18 protein-coding genes are annotated in these 18,750 nt (G+C 66.2%); 9 read left to right on the forward strand and 9 right to left on the reverse strand.

Going from position 1 to position 18,750, the window contains the following annotated elements:
• Nucleotides 1–86: 86 nt before the first annotated feature.
• Nucleotides 87–1,880 carry an ABC-F family ATP-binding cassette domain-containing protein gene (locus NDB2M1_RS10105; RefSeq protein WP_072381953.1) on the reverse strand — a complete coding sequence of 598 codons (1,794 nt, stop codon included), beginning with the start codon at nt 1,878–1,880 and terminating at the stop codon, nt 87–89.
• Nucleotides 1,881–2,046: 166 nt separating this feature from the next.
• On the opposite strand from NDB2M1_RS10105, the gene NDB2M1_RS10110 reads away from it, so the two are divergent.
• The 3 genes from NDB2M1_RS10110 (at nt 2,047) to NDB2M1_RS10120 (ending at nt 4,585) form a co-directional block, all read left to right on the forward strand.
• On the forward strand, nt 2,047–2,349 hold the full coding sequence (locus NDB2M1_RS10110) for a PepSY domain-containing protein (protein WP_143146713.1): 303 nt from the start codon (nt 2,047–2,049) through the stop codon (nt 2,347–2,349).
• A 116-nt stretch (nt 2,350–2,465) separates the two neighbouring features.
• A complete protein-coding gene (locus NDB2M1_RS10115) occupies nt 2,466–3,143 on the forward strand; it encodes a response regulator transcription factor (protein WP_054121216.1) in 678 nt (225 codons plus the stop codon).
• Between the two features lie 119 nt (nt 3,144–3,262).
• Nucleotides 3,263–4,585, forward strand: coding sequence for a sensor histidine kinase (locus NDB2M1_RS10120; protein ID WP_083554829.1), 1,323 nt, complete (start codon nt 3,263–3,265; stop codon nt 4,583–4,585).
• 7 nt (nt 4,586–4,592) lie between these two features.
• On the opposite strand, the gene NDB2M1_RS10125 is transcribed toward NDB2M1_RS10120, so the two are convergent.
• Entirely contained in the window at nt 4,593–5,486 is an 894-nt protein-coding gene (locus NDB2M1_RS10125; RefSeq protein WP_072381955.1) for a tyrosine recombinase XerC, read from the reverse strand.
• Nucleotides 5,483–6,634, reverse strand: coding sequence for a radical SAM family heme chaperone HemW (gene hemW / locus NDB2M1_RS10130; protein WP_054121218.1), 1,152 nt, complete (start codon nt 6,632–6,634; stop codon nt 5,483–5,485). Before hemW ends, NDB2M1_RS10125 begins: the two co-directional genes overlap by 4 nt.
• A 170-nt stretch (nt 6,635–6,804) precedes the next feature.
• Here hemW and NDB2M1_RS10135 point away from each other — a divergent pair, with 170 nt between their 5' ends.
• Nucleotides 6,805–7,344: a CAP domain-containing protein gene (locus tag NDB2M1_RS10135; protein WP_072381957.1), complete on the forward strand. Its 540-nt coding sequence runs from the start codon at nt 6,805–6,807 to the stop codon at nt 7,342–7,344.
• Here NDB2M1_RS10135 and rdgB read toward each other — a convergent pair.
• Together rdgB and rph are read right to left on the reverse strand one after the other, a co-directional pair.
• A complete protein-coding gene (rdgB, locus tag NDB2M1_RS10140; RefSeq protein ID WP_072381959.1) occupies nt 7,289–7,918 on the reverse strand; it encodes an RdgB/HAM1 family non-canonical purine NTP pyrophosphatase in 630 nt (209 codons plus the stop codon). The genes NDB2M1_RS10135 and rdgB overlap by 56 nt on opposite strands.
• Nucleotides 7,915–8,631, reverse strand: a complete 717-nt coding sequence (rph, locus tag NDB2M1_RS10145) for a ribonuclease PH (RefSeq protein ID WP_072381961.1) — start codon at nt 8,629–8,631, stop codon at nt 7,915–7,917. The genes rdgB and rph overlap by 4 nt, the downstream gene beginning before the upstream one ends.
• Nucleotides 8,632–8,760: 129 nt before the next feature.
• Between rph and hrcA the strand changes: the two genes are divergently transcribed.
• Nucleotides 8,761–9,825, forward strand: a complete 1,065-nt coding sequence (gene hrcA / locus NDB2M1_RS10150; protein ID WP_054121221.1) for a heat-inducible transcriptional repressor HrcA — start codon at nt 8,761–8,763, stop codon at nt 9,823–9,825.
• A complete protein-coding gene (locus NDB2M1_RS10155) occupies nt 9,822–10,385 on the forward strand; it encodes a nucleotide exchange factor GrpE (protein ID WP_054121222.1) in 564 nt (187 codons plus the stop codon). Before hrcA ends, NDB2M1_RS10155 begins: the two co-directional genes overlap by 4 nt.
• Nucleotides 10,386–10,515: 130 nt before the next feature.
• Here NDB2M1_RS10155 and NDB2M1_RS10160 read toward each other — a convergent pair whose 3' ends face one another.
• The gene (locus tag NDB2M1_RS10160) at nt 10,516–11,184 is read right to left on the reverse strand and encodes a cysteine hydrolase family protein (protein WP_072381963.1); all 669 of its coding nucleotides are present in this window, start codon (nt 11,182–11,184) and stop codon (nt 10,516–10,518) included.
• Nucleotides 11,185–11,328: 144 nt separating this feature from the next.
• Between NDB2M1_RS10160 and NDB2M1_RS10165 the strand changes: the two genes are divergently transcribed.
• A complete protein-coding gene (locus NDB2M1_RS10165; protein WP_054121224.1) occupies nt 11,329–11,586 on the forward strand; it encodes a YMGG-like glycine zipper-containing protein in 258 nt (85 codons plus the stop codon).
• A 6-nt stretch (nt 11,587–11,592) separates the two neighbouring features.
• On the opposite strand, the gene NDB2M1_RS10170 is transcribed toward NDB2M1_RS10165, so the two are convergent.
• Both NDB2M1_RS10170 and NDB2M1_RS10175 read right to left on the reverse strand, forming a co-directional pair.
• Nucleotides 11,593–12,087, reverse strand: coding sequence for a vgr related protein (locus NDB2M1_RS10170; protein ID WP_072381965.1), 495 nt, complete (start codon nt 12,085–12,087; stop codon nt 11,593–11,595).
• A complete protein-coding gene (locus NDB2M1_RS10175) occupies nt 12,084–12,626 on the reverse strand; it encodes a copper chaperone PCu(A)C (RefSeq protein WP_083554783.1) in 543 nt (180 codons plus the stop codon). The genes NDB2M1_RS10170 and NDB2M1_RS10175 overlap by 4 nt, the downstream gene beginning before the upstream one ends.
• A 168-nt stretch (nt 12,627–12,794) precedes the next feature.
• On the opposite strand from NDB2M1_RS10175, the gene dnaK reads away from it, so the two are divergent.
• On the forward strand, nt 12,795–14,702 hold the full coding sequence (gene dnaK, locus NDB2M1_RS10180; protein WP_072381971.1) for a molecular chaperone DnaK: 1,908 nt from the start codon (nt 12,795–12,797) through the stop codon (nt 14,700–14,702).
• 76 nt (nt 14,703–14,778) lie between these two features.
• On the forward strand, nt 14,779–15,912 hold the full coding sequence (dnaJ, locus tag NDB2M1_RS10185; RefSeq protein WP_072381973.1) for a molecular chaperone DnaJ: 1,134 nt from the start codon (nt 14,779–14,781) through the stop codon (nt 15,910–15,912).
• Nucleotides 15,913–16,107: 195 nt separating this feature from the next.
• On the opposite strand, the gene NDB2M1_RS10190 is transcribed toward dnaJ, so the two are convergent.
• On the reverse strand, nt 16,108–18,426 hold the full coding sequence (locus tag NDB2M1_RS10190; protein WP_072382605.1) for a patatin-like protein: 2,319 nt from the start codon (nt 18,424–18,426) through the stop codon (nt 16,108–16,110).
• Between the last annotated feature and the right edge of the window lie 324 nt (nt 18,427–18,750).

The following is an 18,750-nucleotide window of genomic DNA, read 5'->3' on the forward strand; positions in this document are numbered from 1 at the left end:
CGGCATTCGTCTGACATATGAGGCGGTGAAGCGCTAAGCGTCCGTTTGTGGTGCGATTGCTCTCCACCCGACCGAACCCAACGTCGTTACCCCTCCACCATCTCCGCCAGTTCCAGCCAGCGCTCTTCCGCCGCATCCTTCTCCGCGCGAGCCTTGTCGATTGACGCGGTGAGGGCAGCGAAGCGGTTGGGGTTCTTGGTGTAGAGGTCGGGGTCCGCCAGCGCGGCTTCGTCGCGGGCGATGGCTTTTTCCAGCTCGGCGATGTGGTCTGGCAGCAGCTCGTAGTCGCGCTGGTCCTTGTAGGTCAGCTTGGCCTTCTTGGGCGGCGGAGGCGGGGGCGGTGCGGCGGCGGGTTTGTCCGCCGTTTCGCGCGCGACGGGCTTGCCGGCCAGCCGTGCCTTGCGCTGCTTTTCCCAATCGGCATAGCCGCCCGCGACCACATCGACCTTGCCCGAGCCGTCCATGCCAAGCGTGATCGTGACGGTGCGATCGAGGAAATCGCGGTCGTGGCTGACGATGAGGACGGTGCCGTCGTAGTCCGAAATCACTTCCTGCAGGAGGTCGAGCGTTTCGAGATCGAGGTCGTTGGTCGGCTCGTCGAGCACGAGGAGGCTTGAGGGGCGGGCGAATTCGCGTGCGAGCAGGAGCCGCGAGCGTTCGCCGCCGGAGAGCGTGCCGACGCGCGCTTCGACCATGCCGGGATCGAACAGGAAGTCCTTGAGGTAGCCGTGGATGTGCTTGCGCACGCCTTGTACGTCGATCCAGTCACTGCCTTCGGCGACCACATCGCGGATGCGCTTTTCGGGGGACATCAGGCTGCGCTGCTGGTCGATGATGACGGGGGTGAGCGTTTTGGCCAGCGTAACGGTGCCGCTGTCCGGCTCCAGTTCGCCGGTGAGGAGCTTCAGGAGCGTGGTTTTCCCCGCGCCGTTCGCGCCGACGAGGCCGATGCGGTCCTTGCGGGTGATGCGCAGGGAGAAGTCCTTGACGATCACCCGTTCGTCGAAGCGCTTGGTGATCTTGTCAGCGACGATCACCGCCTTGCTCTTGGCATCGTCGCTGGCGAGGGTGAGCTTGGCCGCGCCTTGCGGGCTGAGCATCGCAGCGCGGGTGGCGCGCATCTCCCAGAGCTTTTCGAGGCGGCCCATGTTGCGCTTGCGCCGCGCGGTGACCCCGCGTTCGAGCCAGTGGGCCTCGATCTTGAGCTTCGCGTCGAGCTTGTCAGCCGCGCGGGCTTCCTCGGCGTAGACCGCTTCCATCCACGCTTCGTAGCCGCCGAAGCCGATCTCGCGGCGGCGGATCGCGCCGCGGTCGAGCCACAGCGTCGCCTTGGTCAGGCGTTCGAGGAAGGTGCGGTCGTGGCTGATGACGACGAAGGCGCCGGTGTAACGCTGCAGCCAGCCTTCGAGCCATTCGATCGCGGCGAGATCGAGGTGGTTGGTCGGCTCGTCGAGCAGCAGGAGGTCGGGTTCGCTGGCAAGCGCGCGTGCAAGCGCGGCGCGGCGGCGTTCACCGCCCGAGGCGCTGTCGGCCTTGCGCGACAAGTCGATGCCGAGCTGGCCGGCGATGGATTCGACTTCGTGGCGCGGCGGGGCGTCCTTGCCCGAAAGGGCGAAGTCCATCAGCGTGTCGTAGCCGGTGAAGAACGGGTCCTGCTCCAGCGTGACGACGCGCGTGCCCGGCTGGACCGAGCGGGTGCCTTTGTCAGCATCGATGAGGCCCGCGATCAGCTTGAGCAGGGTCGTCTTGCCCGCGCCATTGCGGCCAATGAGCGCGAGCCGGTCGCGCGGGCCGATCTGGAGATCGAGGTCCTTGAACAGCCAGCTGGTGCCCTGGTTGAGGCCGAGGCCTTCCCAGCTGAGGATCGGTGCTGCTGCCATGATGGAGGCGCGCTTAGCGGGGAGGCGCGGCGAGGTCCAGTATGAGCTTGGCACCGGCGCGCCTGATCTGCCATAACAGCGCAACAGGGAAGCGGTCATGGGGTGGGGACCTCGCACCGCGCGTTCACAAGCTATTCAAAGGCCTCAGGCTATGGCGCTTCGCATCATGCGTTGGACTTCCACACTTTTCGCCCTTGGCCTTCTGGTTTCATTTGCCCCAGCAGCGGACGCGCAGCAGCGCCGTGCCGACGAGCAGCGCGAGGCACGGCTCGATCTGCGCAATGGCAGCGTGCGCTCGCTGCGCGAGATCGAGGCGCGCGTGCTGCCGATGAAGCGCGGCATGCAGTACCTCGGGCCTGAATACGATCCGACCGCGATGGCCTACCGCCTCAAGTTCATTCAGGACGGACGGGTCGTATTCGTCGATGTGGACGCGCGCACCGGCCAGATACTGGGCGAATCGCACTGATTCCCCCAGTCTTGCGCGAAGCAGAACGGCCCGTTCCTTGACCGTTCAGGTTTGCCGCTCCATCACTTGGGGCGAATAGTGGTCCCGCCCGCAGCGGGCGCAGCAAGGGGCAAGCGATGCGCATTCTGATCGTCGAGGACGAACCCACCCTCGGCAAGCAGCTCAAGTCCACGCTCGAAGCCAATGGCTATGCCGTCGATCTTTCGGTCGACGGCGAGGATGGGCACTTCATGGGCTCCACCGAGGACTACGACGCGGTGATCCTCGATCTGGGCTTGCCGGAGATCGACGGGCTGACCGTGCTTGGCATGTGGCGCAAGGAGGGGCGCAAGTTCCCGGTGCTGGTGCTGACCGCGCGTGACAGCTGGTCCGACAAGGTGGCGGGCCTCGATGCGGGGGCGGATGACTATCTTGCCAAGCCCTTCCAGAGCGAGGAACTGATCGCCCGCCTGCGCGCGCTGATCCGCCGCGCTTCGGGCAATTCCTCGTCCGAACTGATCGCGGGCGGCGTGCGGCTCGATACGCGTTCGGGCCGGGTGACGCTGGACGGCGAGCCAGTGAAGCTGACCGCGCAGGAATACAAGTTGCTCTCGTACCTGCTCCACCACAAGGGCAAGGTGGTGAGCCGCACCGAACTGATCGAACATATCTACGATCAGGATTTCGACCGCGATTCCAACACGATCGAAGTGTTCGTCACGCGCATCCGCAAGAAGCTGGGTCCTGATGTGATCACCACGATCCGCGGGCTCGGCTACAGCCTCGACGATCCCGCGCAAGGCGGGCGCGGCTGATCCGGCCGGGGGCGCACGGCGTGGAGCACAGCGTGATTGCCCCCGGGGAAGATACTGCCGCCGTGCAGGCCGAGGCGCCGCGCTCGACTGCGCCGCATACAGGCTCGCTCTCGCGGCGCATGCTGCTGATTGCGGTGGCGTGGATTTCGGTGCTGTTGCTGGGCGGTGGTCTGGCGCTCGATCGGACGATGACCGGCCTCGCCACGCGCAACTTCGACGATCAGCTGGGCTATATGCTGACCGCCATGGTCGGTTCGGCAGAGCTAGGGCCGGACGGCGAAGTGTTCTTCAACCGCGCTTTGGGGGACCAGCGGTTTCTGGAGCCGAACAGCGGGCTCTACTGGCAGATCAGCGGCAAGGGGCATGAGGACTTCCCCTCGCGCTCGCTGTGGGACCGCACGCTGAAGCTGAAAGGCGACCACTTCGACGGCAATCCGCACGTCTATGACAGCGAGCAGTTCGGCGAGGAACGGCTGCGGATCATCGAGCGTTCGGTGATCCTGCCGGGGAGCCCGATCAAGTGGCAGTTTGCGGTGGCTGCCAGCCGCAGCGATCTCGACGCGCAGATCCGGCGCATCCGGGCGATCCTGATCTGGTCGTTCGTGGTGCTGGGGCTGGGCCTGATCGCGATGGCGGCGATGCAGACCTACTACGGCCTCGGCCCGCTGCGCCGCGTGCGCCGCGCGATTGCCGACATGCGCGAAGGGCAGGCGCGGCGGGTGGACGAACCGCTGCCGCTGGAAGTCCAGCCGCTGGTGGAGGAAATCAACGGCCTGCTCGAACATTCCGAGCGGCAGGCCGAGGAAGCGCGCACCCATGCCGGCAACCTCGCCCATGCGCTCAAGACCCCGCTGACTGTGGTGATGAACGCGGCGACGGCCAAGGCCGATGACCTCTCGGACACGGTGATCCGCGAGGCGGCGGTGATGCGGCGGCAGGTCGACCACCACCTTGCGCGGGCGCGTGCTGTTGGGCGCCGCGCGACGGGGCTGGCGCGCGCCAGCGTGGGTGAAAGCGCCGAGGCGGTCGAGCGCGCGGTGGTGCGGCTCTATCCGCATGTGCGCTTCGATATGGATGGCAACCGCGAGGCGAGCGTCGCGATCGAGCGGCAGGACCTCGACGAGATCCTCGGCAACCTGATCGAAAACGCGGCGAAATATGGCGGCGGCTCGGTCTTTGTGACGATCGATGCGGTGCCGGATGATCCCAGGCATTGTGAGATCTGGATCGAGGATGACGGGATGGGCATTCCGGCCGAAGCAAAGGACAAGCTCTTCGCGCGCGGCGCGCGGCTGGATACGGGCAAGCCGGGAACGGGTCTGGGGCTCGCCATCGTGCGCGATGTGGCGGAGCTCTATGGCGGCTCGATCACGCTGGGTGAGAGCGAAGATCTGGGCGGGCTGCTTGCGGTGCTGCGGCTGCCGCGCGCGGCAGGGAAGTAGCGGCGTTTCAGGCGCGCGGATGTGCTGAGCGGTAGACATCAAGCAGCGTTGCGGCATCGACTTTGGTGTAGATCTGGGTCGAGGACAGGCTGGCGTGGCCGAGCAGTTCCTGCAGGCTCCTGAGGTCTGCGCCAGCGCCCAGCAGGTGCGTGGCAAAGCTGTGGCGCAGCGCGTGGGGTGTGGCGGTAGGCGGCAGACCAAGGGCCACGCGGGCCCGGGCGACGGCGCGCTGGATCATCGCCTGCGCCAGCGGGCCGCCTTTGGCACCGCGGAACAGCGGAGCGCTGCGCTCGAGCGGGTAGGGGACCTTCGCGGCGTAGTCCTCCACTGCCGCTTGCACGATGGGCAGGATGGGGACGACCCGCTGGCGGCCGCCCTTGCCGGTGACGGTGAGTGCATCGCCCAATGGCAGGACGGCGGCGGTGAGCGAGAGCGCTTCGGCTATGCGCAGGCCTGCGCCGTAGAGCAGCAGCAGGACGGCGCGGTCGCGGGCGCCGATCCATGGTTCGGCGCCTTCGTCCGCAACCATCGCGGCGAGGTTCACCGCGTCGTCGGGCGTGACGGGGCGGGGCAGGCCCTTCTTGATGCGGGGGCCGCGCAGGCGGGGCGTAGCCGCATCGGGCGCGCCGGTTTGCGTGCGGGCAAAGGCGAGGAAGGCCTTGAGCGCTGACAGTTCGCGCGCGGCTGATACGTTGCCGAGCCCATCGGCGCGGCGCTCAGCGAGCTGGCGGCGAACGTCGCCGACTTCCAGCTTCGCAAGTGTGGACCAGTCCTGCGGAGGCGGCAGAACTTCCAGAAAACGCGCCGCAGTGGCGACATAGGCGCGGACGGTGTGCGGGGAGCGGCGGCGGGCGAGGGCGAGGTGGTTGCCCCAGGCTTCGAGCAAGTCAGCGACGCTCATGCCGCCACGAGTCCGGCCGGGACGAGCTCGCCGAGTAGGCCATCGAGCAGCGGCATGCCGGCATCGGTCACGACAAGGCGGTCGCCGCGCTCGGTGAGCAGGCCTTGCGTGATGTAGAACGCGCGCTTGGCGGGGGCGATCAGGTCAGTTTCGGCAAGCCCGAAGCGCTGCGCCAGCACAGCCGAGGCGATGCCTTCGCCAAGCCGCAGCCCCATGAGGATCGCTTCGGCGGCCTGCTCGCGGATACCCAGTTCGCGGATTTCGGCAATGCCGTGGAGCTGGGCGGCGACAGCTTTGAGATAGTTTTCCGGTTTCTTGTGGCGCACCGTCGCGAAGCCGCCGCGCCGGCCGTGGGCACCGGGGCCGATGCCGACGTAGTCCTGATAGCGCCAGTAGACGAGGTTATGGCGGCTTTCCTCGCCGGGGCGGGCGTGGTTGCTGATCTCATAGGCGGGCAGTCCGCCGGCAGCGGTCCGCTCGCGGGTGAGGGCGAAGAGATCGCCCGCCATGTCGTCGTCGAGCGGGGTAAAGCGGCCTTCGCGCACCAGCGTGGCGAAGCGGGTGCCGGGCTCGATGGTAAGCTGATAGAGCGAGAGGTGACCAGTGCCAAGCGAGAGCGCGCGGGCAAGTTCGGCCTCCCACAATTCGGGCGTGTGATCGGGCCGGGCATAGATCAGATCGAAGCTGACGCGGGCGAAATGGCGCTGCGCCAGGTCCAGCGCGGCGAGGCCTTCGGAGGCATTGTGGAGGCGGCCGAGGAAGGCGAGCGCCTTGTCGTCGAGCGCCTGCAGGCCGAGCGAGACGCGGTTGATACCGGCACCTGCCAGCGCCGCGAAGTTGGCCGCTTCAACTGACGAGGGATTGGCCTCCAGCGTGATCTCGATGTCATCGGCAAAACGCCAGTGGCGGCTTGCGGCTTCGATCAGCGCAGTGACCAGCGCTGGCGGCATCAGCGAAGGCGTGCCGCCGCCGAAGAAGATCGAGGTGAGCTCCCGCCCGCCGGTCAGCGCGGCTTCATGGGCCATGTCGGCAAGCAGCGCATGCTGCCACTCGGCTGCGTCGATGCCCTCACGGACATGGCTATTGAAATCGCAGTATGGGCACTTGGCGAGGCAGAACGGCCAGTGGATATAGAGGGCAAAGGCCATGCTTCTTTCCAGCCTGAGTCGGGCGGGCAAAGTCAAGGGCCAAAGCCTTGGGGACAGCGGTTATGCCAAAACATGCAGCGCTTGGGCTCGTTACTTTCGTTTGCCTTGTTGCCGCATCGCCAGCGGCGGCGCAGGTTGCCGTCACTCCGATGGAAACAGTGGGACCTCGCTTGCTCGTAGCCCATAACGCCGAGCGAATTCGGCTGGGACTGAAGCCGCTTGTGTGGAGCGCGAAGCTTTCCGAGCATGCGAAGAAGTGGGCGCAGACGCTCGCAACCTCCGACATGTTCGAGCACGCCCCGGTCGGGGCTGATGGCGGCGAGGGGGAGAACCTCTGGACCGGGACCAAGGACGATTACACGCCCGAGGAGATGATCGGCTTCTTCATCGACGAGGGGAAGCTGTTCAGGCGGAGCAAGTTCCCCGACGTTTCGACCACCGGCCAATGGACAGATGTGGGCCACTACACGCAGATCGTGTGGAAGGACACGCGCGAGGTGGGCTGCGCGATCGCCAGCAATCCGCGCAGTGATTATCTTGTCTGCCGCTACTTGCCGGCGGGCAATGTCATCGGCCAGCAGGTCTACGACTACAAGGCGGCGGATCGGCTGGCCAAGGCCGCGACTGCTCCAGCCGGAGCGGCTCCGGCGACGGTCAGTCCGTCAGCGCCGAAGAAACGAGCTTCGAAAAAGCGTCGGCGCGGTGGCTGATCCTGTGCTTCTCGGCGGGGTCGAGCTCGGCGAAGGTGCGCGTATCGCCTGAGGGCACGAAGACGGGATCGTAGCCGAAGCCCATCGTGCCGCGTGGCGGCCAGGTGAGCGTGCCCATGGCACGGCCTTCGAACACGGCCTCGCGGCCATCAGGCCATGCGATCGCTAGGACGCAGGCGAACCAGCAGTTGCGCGGGGTATCCGGGCCGAGCTCGGCGAGTTTGCCCTCGACTTTGCCCATGGCCATGTACCAATCGCGGCCCGGACCGCCTTCGAAGGGCGCGGCTTCGGCCCAGTCGGCGGTGTAGACGCCGGGGGCGCCATTGAGGGCCGCGACGCAGAGGCCGGAATCATCGGCGAGTGCGGGCAGGCCTGCCGTGCTTGCAGCGGCATGGGCCTTGATGAGCGCGTTCTCGGCGAAAGTCGTGCCGGTTTCGGCAGGCTCGGGCAGGCCGAGTTCGCCGGCCGAAATGCAGTCCATGCCGTAAGGTTCAAGCAGGGCCCGGATCTCGCGCAGTTTGCCCGCGTTGTGTGTGGCGATGACGAGTTTTCCGGGCTCCAGCAGGCGTGTCACCGCGAGACGGCCTTTTCCTGCGCGGCGAAGATTTCGGCGCAGCCGATGCGGGCGAGGCGCAGGAGGCGCAGGAGGCCTTCCTCGTCATAGGTCGCGCCTTCGGCGGTGGCCTGGACTTCGGCGATTTGGCCGCCCTCGATCAGCACGAAATTGGCATCGGCGTCGGCCGAGCTGTCCTCGATGTAGTCGAGATCGAGCACCGGGGTGCCCTGATGGATGCCGCAGGAAATCGCGGCGACCTTGCGGGTGAGCGGGTCTTCGGAGATCGCACCCGCGTCCATCAGTTTCTGCACGGCAAGGCGCAGCGCGATCCATGCGCCGGAGATCGAGGCGGTGCGGGTGCCGCCATCGGCCTGGATGACGTCGCAGTCCAAGGTAATCTGGCGTTCGCCGAGCTTCTTGAGATCGGTGACGGCGCGCAAGGAGCGGCCGATCAGGCGCTGGATTTCCTGCGTGCGACCCGATTGCTTGCCCTTGGCCGCTTCACGGCTGCCGCGCGTGTGGGTGGCGCGGGGGAGCATCGAGTATTCCGCCGTGACCCAGCCTTCGCCCTTGCCGCGCATGAACGGCGGCACGCGCTCTTCCACCGAGGCCGTGACGAGCACCTTGGTATCGCCGAAGCCGATCAGCACGGAGCCTTCGGCGTGCTTGGTGAAGCCGGTTTCGACAGTGATGGCGCGCATTTCATCTGCGGCGCGGCCTGAGGGACGCATGGGAACTTCCTTTGCTCAATGTTTCCGCAGCCTTTAGCCAGCCGGTAGCGGAAGGGAAGGCCCCTCCTCACGAAAAGGCGGGGACGCCGATCCCTTTCATGGCCGGCGAATCTGCCCTAGATATGGGGCATGGCAGGACCCGGTCTGACCGAACTTTCCACGCGCGCTCGCGAAATCTTCCGGCTGGTGGTCGAGGGCTATATCGCCAGCGGCCATCCGGTCGGTTCGCGCACCTTGGCGGGGAGCGGCGGCGTGGCGCTTTCGCCTGCCTCGATCCGTTCGGTCTTGCAGGAACTGCAGGATGCGGGGCTCCTGGCGGCGCCGCATACCAGCGCGGGGCGGATGCCAACGGAGGTGGGCCTCAGGCTGTTTGTCGACGGGATCATGCAAGTGGCTGAGCCATCTGCGGCCGACCGCGCGCAGATCGAGCGGGGGCTGGCGGAAGGCGGCACGATCGAGGCGGCACTGGCGGCGGCTAGTTCGGCGCTGTCCGATCTTTCGGCGGCGGCGGGCGTGGTCATGGTGCCGCGGCGCGAGGTTCGGCTGGCGCAGGTTTCGTTCGTGCCACTGGGGCAAGGGCGCGCACTCGTCGTGCTGGTGGGCGATGACGGGAGCGTCGAGAACCGGGTGATCGATCTGCCCGGCTCGGCCAGTGCGGTGACGCTGGAGCAGGCGGGGAATTACCTGACGGCGCGCGTGGCAGGCCGTACGCTGGGCGAGGCCCTGCAGCTCATCCGCGCGGAGATTGCGGGTGGGCGCTCGGCGCTAGATACTGCGAGTGCTGCGCTGGTGGAGAGAGGGCTTGCGGTGTGGAGCCGCGACGCGGCGCAGCGGCCGGTGCTGGTGGTGCGCGGGCAGGCCAACTTGCTTGATGAAGCCGCGCTTGGAGATATCGAGCGGGTGCGGCAATTGCTCGACGAACTGGAAAGCGCGGAAGCCATCGCGGGCGTGCTCGATGCTGCGCGCGAAGCGGACAGCGCGCGCATTTTCATCGGCAGCGAGAACCGGCTGTTCTCGCTTTCGGGCTCCTCGGTGATCGCGGCGCCGTGGCGCGACGGGGAGGGGCGCGTGGTGGGCGTTGTCGGCGTTATCGGACCGACGCGGTTGAATTATGCGCGGGTTGTCCCCATGGTTGATTTCACGGCTCAATCCTTGAGCAGGATCATCACCCAGGACGGATTTGGTAGAAAATGACTGAGAACGACACGCGCCCGCAGGATGCCGAAGTGGCTGCCGAGCTGGAGGGTGTGCCCTCTGAACTGACGGAGGGTGGCGATGCGCTGGCCGATGTGGTGGAGGCGCTGAAGAGCGATCTCGAGGCGGCCAAACAGGACGTACTCTATGCCAAGGCCGAGACGCAGAACGTACGTCGCCGCATGGAAAAGGAAGTGGCCGATACGCGCGCCTATGCCGCGACCTCGTTCGCCCGCGACATTCTGTCGGTCGCCGACAACCTCTCGCGCGCGCTCGAATCGATCCCGGCGGAGCTGCGCGAGGACGACAAGATGAAGAACCTCGTGGCGGGGCTGGAAGCCACGGGCCGCGAGATCGAGAAGGTGTTCGCCAGCCACGGCATCAGCCGGATTGCCGCCAAGGGCCTGCCGCTCGATCCGCACCAGCATCAAGCCATGCTGGAGATTCCGTCGGCCGATGTGGAGCCGGGCACGGTGCTGCAGGAACTGCAGGCCGGCTACATGATCAAGGACCGCCTGCTGCGCGCAGCGATGGTGGCGGTGGCGAAGAAGCCGGATTGAGGCTGATTTCCGTTTGATCCAATCCCCCAATCCGCTCACCCTGAGCTTGTCGAAGGGTGCTGGCGCTGCCGTTGTGCTTGATGCTTCGACAAGCTCAGCATGAGCGGGTTGGTGTAAAAACTTTGGTTATTCAGCGCAGCAGCGCCACGACCTCGTCCGTATCGTAAAGATCAGCGAACACGAACGCCATGCTGTGCAGCGTGGCGGCGTGTTCGGCGTCGGTCAGCGCGGCATTGGCATCGCCTGCAAACAGCACGCGGTAGTTGAATTGCATCGCATCGCGCGCAGTGCTTTCGCAGCAGCAGTTGGTGAGCGTGCCGGTGATCACCACGGTATCGATCCCGCGCGCCTTGAGCACGGCGTCGAGGTCGCTGGTGCCGGGGGTGAAGCCGCTGAAGCGGTGCTTGTCGACGACTGCATCGCCGGGCTGAACATCGAGCGCGGGCCAGAAATCGTGGTAGTGCGCGCCTGGCGTGAAGGCGGCACGGTGGGTGGCGGCGCCTTCACCGAGGCGGCGGACGAAAACCGACCAGCTTGCTGCATCGGGCGTGGTGAAGCGCAGGAACACGTTGAGTCCGCCTGCTTTGCGGACGGCGTCGCTGATGCGGTTGATGTTGCCGACGATCTCCCGCGCCATGGGGACTTCGACCGGCGAGCCTTCCTCCATGAACCCGTTCTGCATGTCGACACAGATGTGGGCGAGGCGTGTCGGGTCGATGTCGTCAAACACATTGCGCACGCCCCCGCGCGCGGCGGCGGCGGCATCGAGAATGGTGTGGGTGTCGACGGCGTGGGGCATTTCGGCGGTCCTTCTCCTGCGCGGCAAAAATGCCACGGCTGGGCGCATTCGCGCCAGATCCGGCCAGACGGGCTTTCGCGTGGCGGAACCGGAACTGCGGGCAGGCGTTTGTGACCTTGAGGCGGGCCTTGAGGAGACCGAACGATGAACCGCAAGTTCCTTCTTCCAGTCATGGCTCTTGCCGCGCTTTCCACGGCGGGCTGCGCGCGCAACTATGCCGGGGAGGGCGCGCTGGGTGGCGCCGCAGCCGGCGCCTTGCTGGGCGGCGCGAGCGGCGGCGATGTCGGCACCGGAGCCGCGATCGGCGCGGCGGCGGGCGCGCTGGGCGGCTCGCTGATCAAAAAGCACGGCCGCTGCTATCGCCATGACCGCTATGGCAACGAGTACGAGGTCCGCTGCTGAGGCTGGTCAGGCGAGGCTAATTGGGAACGGCAGGACGGATTGCAGTGACGCAAGCGGGGGCGCCGCCGGGTGCGGTGCCCCTTGGGCTGCGAGAAAGGCGTGCGCGACCAGTTCAGCCTGCTGTTCGATACCGTAGGCGGAGAAGCGCCGTGCCGGATTGAACTGGTACTCGTAGCGGCACAACGGGTGGCGCATCAGCGGCAGGTAGAAACGGCCGCGCTGCTGGCTCTGCCAGACGTGGACGAGTTCGTGGATGAACAGGCTTTGCAGGCCGAGCGGAGCCGAGCTGAAATCGTCACGATAATGCGGCCCGGCGGGATGGAAATGGATGTGCCCCATCGGCGCCATGACGGTCCCGCGCGGCTGGAACGGGAACCAGCGCCAGCGGCGGATGCGCACCGGCGCGAGATCGATGGCATCGCCGAAGACGCTGTGCGCTAAGACCAGCTCGCCCGGCGTGAGGGACCGTTCGGCGCCGGGCGGAAGCGTGTGGACGCTCACATGTGGTCCATCATGCCTTCCATTGCGCCGGTTTCCTCAACCTTGGCGAAGGTGCTGACCTTGTCGCCGTTGGCGAGGGTGAAGGTGACTTCGACATCCTTGCCCGGCTTTACCGTATTGGCGAGATCGAACAGCATGACGTGATAGCCACCGGCCTTGAACTCGGCGGGCTGGCTTTCGCTGAATTCGACCGCGTTGACCGGTTCCATCGTGGAGACTCCGTTCTCGGTCTTGCTTTGGTGCATCTGCGCGCGGCCGGCGCCGTCGACGTGGACGGCGACAAGGGTGTTGGCCTTGCCCGCCGTCTGCTGGATGGTGAAATAGAGCACGCCCGGGTTGCCGGGCACTGCGGGCAGCTTGATCACCGGTTCGATCACGCTGACATTCGGCGCGTTGTCGGGTGCGGCAGGGTTTGCTGCGCCTCCGGGGGCGGCTGCGGTGCTGGCACCGGCTTCGGGCGCGCTACCGCTGCAGGCCGAGAGCATCATGAGGCTCGCGGCGGCGGCAGAGGCAAGGGCAAGGGAACGAACGGGGGGCATCGAGGCGCTCTCCAGTCTTGAATCGAGACGTAATATAGGCGCAGGCGCAGGCCTTGTCCCGGAAAGAAGGCGACCTATATCGCCCTGTGAAGGAGCTGCATAGACGAAGGCTTGCCCGGTTCGGGGGGCCGCACCCGCAGCGTCCAAAGGGCAAGGAAACAGGACGACATGGCTAAAGTTATCGGTATCGACCTCGGCACGACCAACAGCTGCATCGCGGTGATGGACGGCGGCACTTCGAAGGTCATCGAAAATTCCGAAGGCGCGCGCACGACGCCCTCGATCGTCGCTTTCACCAAGGATGGCGAGCGCCTGATCGGGCAGCCGGCCAAGCGCCAGGCCGTGACCAACCCTGACAACACGATCTTCGCGGTGAAGCGCCTGATCGGTCGCCGCTTTGAGGATCCCATGACCCAGAAGGACATGGCGCTGGTTCCCTATGGCATCGTCAAGGGCAAGAACGGCGACGCCTGGGTCAAGGCGGGCGGCGAAGACTACAGCCCCTCGCAGATTTCGGCCTTCATCCTGCAGAAGATGAAGGAAACCGCCGAAAGCTACCTCGGCGAGACCGTGACGCAGGCGGTGATCACCGTACCCGCCTACTTCAACGACGCGCAGCGCCAGGCGACCAAGGATGCCGGCCAGATCGCGGGCCTTGAAGTGCTGCGCATCATCAACGAGCCGACCGCGGCCGCGCTCGCCTATGGCCTCGACAAGCAGGACGGCAAGACCATCGCGGTCTACGACCTTGGCGGCGGCACATTCGATATCTCGGTGCTCGAGATCGGCGACGGCGTGTTCGAGGTGAAGTCCACCAACGGCGACACCTTCCTCGGCGGTGAAGACTTCGACAACGTGCTGGTCGAGTACCTCGCGGACAAGTTCAAGTCGAAGGAGAACATGGATCTCCGCACCGACAAGCTGGCGCTGCAGCGCCTGAAGGAAGCGGCCGAAAAGGCCAAGATCGAGCTTTCGAGCGCACAGACGACCGAGATCAACCTGCCGTTCATCACCGCGCGCATGGAAGGCGGCAGCACCACCCCGCTGCACCTCGTCGAGACGGTGACGCGTTCGGATCTTGAAAAGCTGGTCGCCAAGCTGATCGAGCGCACGCTTGAGCCCTGCCGCAAGGCGCTGGCCGATGCGGGCGTGACCGCGAAGGACATCGACGACGTCGTGCTCGTGGGCGGCATGACCCGCATGCCGCGCGTGCGCGAAGTGGTGAAGGAGTTCTTCGGCAAGGATCCGCACACCGGCGTGAACCCGGACGAAGTCGTCGCCATGGGCGCGGCGATCCAGGCCGGCGTGCTGCAGGGCGACGTCAAGGATGTGCTGCTGCTCGACGTGACCCCGCTTTCGCTGGGCATCGAGACGCTTGGCGGCATCATGACCAAGATGATCGACCGCAACACGACGATCCCGACCAAGAAGAGCCAGGTCTACTCGACCGCCGAGGACAACCAGCAGGCGGTGACGATCCGCGTGTTCCAGGGCGAGCGCGAGATGGCGCAGGACAACAAGCTGCTAGGCCAGTTCGATCTCGTCGGTATTCCGCCGGCGCGGCGCGGCGTGCCGCAGATCGAAGTCACCTTCGACATCGACGCGAACGGTATCGTGAACGTAAGCGCGAAGGACAAGGGTACCGGCAAGGAGCAGCAGATCCGCATCCAGGCCTCGGGCGGCCTTTCGGACAGCGACATCGAGCAGATGGTGCGCGATGCCGAGAAGTTTGCCGAAGAGGACAAGAAGCGCCGCGAGGCGGCCGAGGCGCGCAACAACGCCGACAGCCTTGTCCACGCGACCGAGTGCCAGCTGGAAGAGAACGGCGACAAGATCGACGCTTCGCTGAAGGCCGAGATCGAGGAAGCCATTGCCGACGCCAAGAAGGCGATCGAGGGCGGCGACCCGGCCGATATGAACGCCAAGACCCAGGCGCTCACCGAAAAGGCGATGAAGATGGGCCAGGCGATCTACGAGAAGGAGCAGGCTGCTGCGGCTTCTCCGGGCTCCGAGGCTCCGAAGGGTGCCGAGGACGTGGTCGACGCCGAGTTCTCGGAAGTCGACGACACCAAGTGATGTTGCGCTGAGCCGGCCCGCTGCCTGCCTCGTATGAGGCATGGTGGCGGGCCGGTCGCCTTGAGGTGGGACCGCAATGTCGGCAGAGATTGATTTCTACGAGCTGCTCGAAGTCGAGCGCACCGCGGACGAGAAAGTCCTCAAGTCCGCCTATCGCAAGCTGGCGATGAAGTATCACCCGGACAAGAATCCGGGCTGCCAGGACAGCGAAGCCAAGTTCAAGCAGATCAACGAGGCCTATGCCTGCCTCTCCGATCCGCAGAAGCGGGCGGCCTATGATCGCTATGGCCATGCCGCGTTCCAGCAGGGCGGCGGTGGGGGCGGCGGCGGCTTTGCGGGCGGCGGCGATTTTGGCGATCTCGGCGATATCTTCGAGACCATCTTCGGGGGCGCATTCGGCGGCGGCGGGCGCCAGCAGGCGCGGCGCGGCGCGGACCTGCGCTACGACATGGAAATCACGCTCGAGGACGCGTTCCACGGCAAGTCGGCGGAGATCGCGGTCGAAGTGGCGCAGAGCTGCCAGCCTTGCGGCGGCACCGGCGCGACGCCCGGTACCTCGGCAAGGCGCTGCAACTTGTGCGGCGGACACGGCAAGGTGCGCGCGCAGCAGGGCTTCTTCATGGTCGAGCGCACCTGCCCGACCTGCCACGGCCGCGGCGAAGTGATCGAGAGCCCCTGCAAGAGCTGCCGCGGCGAGGGCCGCGTCGATGCCGAGCAGAAGCTCGAAGTCCAGATCCCGGCAGGTGTCGACAACGGCACGCGCATCCGCGTTGCGGGGAAGGGCGAGGCCGGGCCGTTCGGTTCACCGGCGGGCGACCTCTACATCTTCCTCCATGTGAAGCGCCACCGCATGTTTGAGCGCGAGGGCACGACCTTGCTCACGCGCTGCCCGATCAGCTTCACCAAGGCGGCGCTGGGCGGCGAGATCGAGATTCCGGGCCTCGACGGGGCGCGGCACAGGATCGAGATCCCGGCCGGCATCCAGTCCGGCAAGCAGCTGCGCAAGCGCGGGGCAGGCATGCCCGTGCTGCAGGGCCGGGGCGCTGGCGATCTGGTGATCGAGATTCAGGTCGAGACGCCGACGAAGCTCTCCGCGCGCCAGCGGGAGTTGCTGCGCGAGTTCCAGGCGACCGAGACGGGCGAGGAAACCCCGCAATCAAAGGGGTTCTTTGACAGGATCAAGGATGCGTGGAACGATCTGACGGAGTGAGCGCTCAGGTCAGGCGCACATTGGTCGCTGAGTCTTCACGAGGTTCGGCTGCGCTTCCGACCCCAGTTCCGCTCACCCTGAGCTTGTCGAAGGGTGCTGGCGCGACCGTCGAGGATGATGCTTCGACAAGCTCAGCATGAGCGGTCCGGGGCAGGCGGCACGGGATAGGGTGAGCCACAGCGGATCTGGCTGAACTCAGCTCTCGGCAAACATCGCGTGCACTTCCGCAATCACGCCATCGACCATGCCTGCCTCAGCGGTCAGGCGCGGCTTTTCCTCTTCAAGGATGGCGAGGAATACGTCGCGCTTGAAGCTGCGGATCACACTGTATGCCAGCGGCGGCTCGGCAGTCGAGGCGATCAGGTCCACCGTGCGTTCAGCGCCGTGGAGGCGGCCCCAAAGGTAGTCGTTCTCGCGGTAGGCCCGCGCGAAGAACGCGCCGAAGTGGAAGAATTCGATGCCCTTGAGGCAGGCGCTCGTGCCGCCGGTGCGGATCGACATCGCGTCTTCGGGCGAAATGCGGTCGACCTTGACCGGATCGAATTCGCCCATGCCTTCGCCTTGCAGCAGCGGCAGGGTGGCGACATCGTAGAACGGGAAACCGAGATAGGCATAGAGGAAGCGGCGGCGCAGCGGCTTGCTCATTGCGGCAAGGCCTTCGACGATCATCGCATCGACGACAAGATCGATGCCGGTGAGATCGCGGCGAGCGGCGATCTCCTCAAGGACGGCGGCCGGGCGGACCAGTGCCTTGGCGGCAACATCGGCAAAATCCTCGCCAAGACCCGCCGCGGTCTGCTTGGCCTGATAGAGTGCCTGCGCGTGGTAGACGATATCGCGCGCAGCCTCGCGTTCGGCGAGCGAGATGCCTTCGGCTTCTTCCCAGTCCTGCGTCAGCCGCCGCGCCAGCAGCTTGAGGCGCCGCACCCGGAAGGCAAGGTCATGCGCACGGAAGAAGGCGATGGCCTCCGTCGTCGCGCCGCCCTTGGCTTCGGCCAGGCGGTCGAACCCCAGCATGGCGAGGTGCGTCCAGAGCGCGGCTTCCACGGCGCCGCGCTCGGGCACCTCGATCATTGCTTCCTCGACGACTTGCGCCAGGTCCGCGACCACGCCGGCGAGCTTGACTTGCGCATAGCCGTGGAACGCGAATCCGGCCTGTTCGGCGGCGGCCTGCTGGGCCTTGGCGCGCCATGCGGTAAGGCGCTTCAGGTTCGGTTGATCGAAGAAGAACGTGTAGCCGAACAGGCGCTCGACCGCCGTATCGATCTCGCCGCGCAGGGTATCGACGATGAGCCGGAGGCGCGCGCGTTCACGCGATTGGGCTTCGAGCGCTTCGAGGTTGTCGCGGATCGGCTGTTCGCGCGGGATCGAAGACAGCGAACCGAAGATCGCCGAGAAGAAGCCGACCGAGCGCTCCATGTGATCGGGCATGCGCATGCGGTCGGGGCTGGGGTCGATGTATACGAAGCGCCGGTCCACCTCTCGCTGGGCGGGGCGATCGCGCAGCACCGCCATGGCGGGGGCAAACGGGCGGTTGACGAGCACTGCACCATCCACCAGCGCGACTTCGGCAAGCTGGCCGCGCTTCCAGCGGCTCGGCATCACGCGCTTGAGGAAGGCTTCGCGGCCATACCACGCAAGGTCGCGCTCGTGGGTCAGCTGGTCCATTTCCGCGAGCATCAGCGGGGGGAAAGCGCCCGGAAAGCTTGCGGTGGAGCGCGCTGCAAAGACGAGTTCGGGGCGCTCGGCGATGTCCTCGCCCGCGCCGGAAGCTGCATTGCGGCGGAAACCGATGGCGAGGCGGTGTTCGCTTTCCTCGACCACTGGGGGGCTGTTGAGCCTGAGGTCTTCGAGGTGGCCGTTGAAGTCGGTCGCGGTTACGAGCAAGTCGAGCGGGTGGCCGGCGGGGAGCAGCGGCGGCGTGTTGCCTCCGGTTTCCGCCATGGCATCGAGCGCTTCGGCGAGCAGGCGCGAGAAGCCGATGCCGCTGAAGGGCGGCGCGAACCAGCGCGCGCGGATCAGATGCGAGAGCTTGAGGCGCACTTCCTTGCGGGTCCTGGCCGAACCCACTGTGCGGCTGACGACATTGCCGGGGCGCTTGAGCAGGAACCACACCAGCGGCTGCGCCCAGAACTTGGCGAAACGGCTCCATGGCCGCGCATCGGGATCGAGCAGGATCTCGACGTCGGCCCGCTCCAGCCATAGCGTCGTCAGCGGCTCAAGGCTCTGCCCGCTGGACAAGGCCTGCGCAAGGAAGACCCCGTTGATCCCCCCTGCGCTTGCACCCGAGATGATGTCGGGCAGGATGCGCAGCTTGAGGTCGCGCGTGGAAACCAGCGTGTCGAGCATGCGGCGATAGACCGCCTCCGCCCCGGAACTCGGCGGGCTTTCCTCATGAAACGCGCGGCTGGCGCGCGTGGCGTACCAGATTTCCTTGGTGACGCCGTGCATGTAGACCGCAAGGCTGATGCCGCCGTAGCAGACCAGTGCGAGCCGCAATTCCTTCTCCCGCATGGCCGGCAACATGACACCGCACGGCAGCGGGCGCCAGTGCGATGTGCGCCTTTTGGCGGAACATCGGTGCGCCCCAGTGGATTACTCCCATGCGGTGGGTGCAATGGAAGGAAGCTGTCATGAGCGATGCGCGCTAGAACAACGCCGTCGCCGAAGCCGCGCATGATGTCGGCAAGGCTGCATCAAAGGCGGGCGACGCGGCGGAGAAGGCGGCTGACAAGACTGCACCGCAGAACTGACCGGATTTGTAAAACGCGCCGACAAATCGGCAGTGCGCGAGGCCGCGGCGGCACGTTTTCCTTGATTTCGGGCGCTTGGATGCCT

The organism is Novosphingobium sp. NDB2Meth1, assembly GCF_900117425.1.
Taxonomy (GTDB): Bacteria; Pseudomonadota; Alphaproteobacteria; order Sphingomonadales; family Sphingomonadaceae; genus Novosphingobium.

What these genes read in the sequence shown, in the direction of transcription:
- NDB2M1_RS10105 (WP_072381953.1), bottom strand. Translation starts at nt 1,880, where the DNA reads ATGGCAGCAGCACCGATCCTCAGCTGGGAAGGCCTCGGCCTCAACCAG.
- NDB2M1_RS10110 (WP_143146713.1), top strand. Translation starts at nt 2,047, where the DNA reads ATGCGTTGGACTTCCACACTTTTCGCCCTTGGCCTTCTGGTTTCATTT.
- NDB2M1_RS10115 (WP_054121216.1), top strand. Translation starts at nt 2,466, where the DNA reads ATGCGCATTCTGATCGTCGAGGACGAACCCACCCTCGGCAAGCAGCTC.
- NDB2M1_RS10120 (WP_083554829.1), top strand. Translation starts at nt 3,263, where the DNA reads ATGCTGCTGATTGCGGTGGCGTGGATTTCGGTGCTGTTGCTGGGCGGT.
- NDB2M1_RS10125 (WP_072381955.1), bottom strand. Translation starts at nt 5,486, where the DNA reads ATGAGCGTCGCTGACTTGCTCGAAGCCTGGGGCAACCACCTCGCCCTC.
- hemW (WP_054121218.1), bottom strand. Translation starts at nt 6,634, where the DNA reads ATGGCCTTTGCCCTCTATATCCACTGGCCGTTCTGCCTCGCCAAGTGC.
- rph (WP_072381961.1), bottom strand. Translation starts at nt 8,631, where the DNA reads ATGCGTCCCTCAGGCCGCGCCGCAGATGAAATGCGCGCCATCACTGTC.
- hrcA (WP_054121221.1), top strand. Translation starts at nt 8,761, where the DNA reads ATGGCAGGACCCGGTCTGACCGAACTTTCCACGCGCGCTCGCGAAATC.
- NDB2M1_RS10155 (WP_054121222.1), top strand. Translation starts at nt 9,822, where the DNA reads ATGACTGAGAACGACACGCGCCCGCAGGATGCCGAAGTGGCTGCCGAG.
- NDB2M1_RS10160 (WP_072381963.1), bottom strand. Translation starts at nt 11,184, where the DNA reads ATGCCCCACGCCGTCGACACCCACACCATTCTCGATGCCGCCGCCGCC.
- NDB2M1_RS10165 (WP_054121224.1), top strand. Translation starts at nt 11,329, where the DNA reads ATGAACCGCAAGTTCCTTCTTCCAGTCATGGCTCTTGCCGCGCTTTCC.
- NDB2M1_RS10175 (WP_083554783.1), bottom strand. Translation starts at nt 12,626, where the DNA reads ATGCCCCCCGTTCGTTCCCTTGCCCTTGCCTCTGCCGCCGCCGCGAGC.
- dnaK (WP_072381971.1), top strand. Translation starts at nt 12,795, where the DNA reads ATGGCTAAAGTTATCGGTATCGACCTCGGCACGACCAACAGCTGCATC.
- dnaJ (WP_072381973.1), top strand. Translation starts at nt 14,779, where the DNA reads ATGTCGGCAGAGATTGATTTCTACGAGCTGCTCGAAGTCGAGCGCACC.
- NDB2M1_RS10190 (WP_072382605.1), bottom strand. Translation starts at nt 18,426, where the DNA reads ATGCGGGAGAAGGAATTGCGGCTCGCACTGGTCTGCTACGGCGGCATC.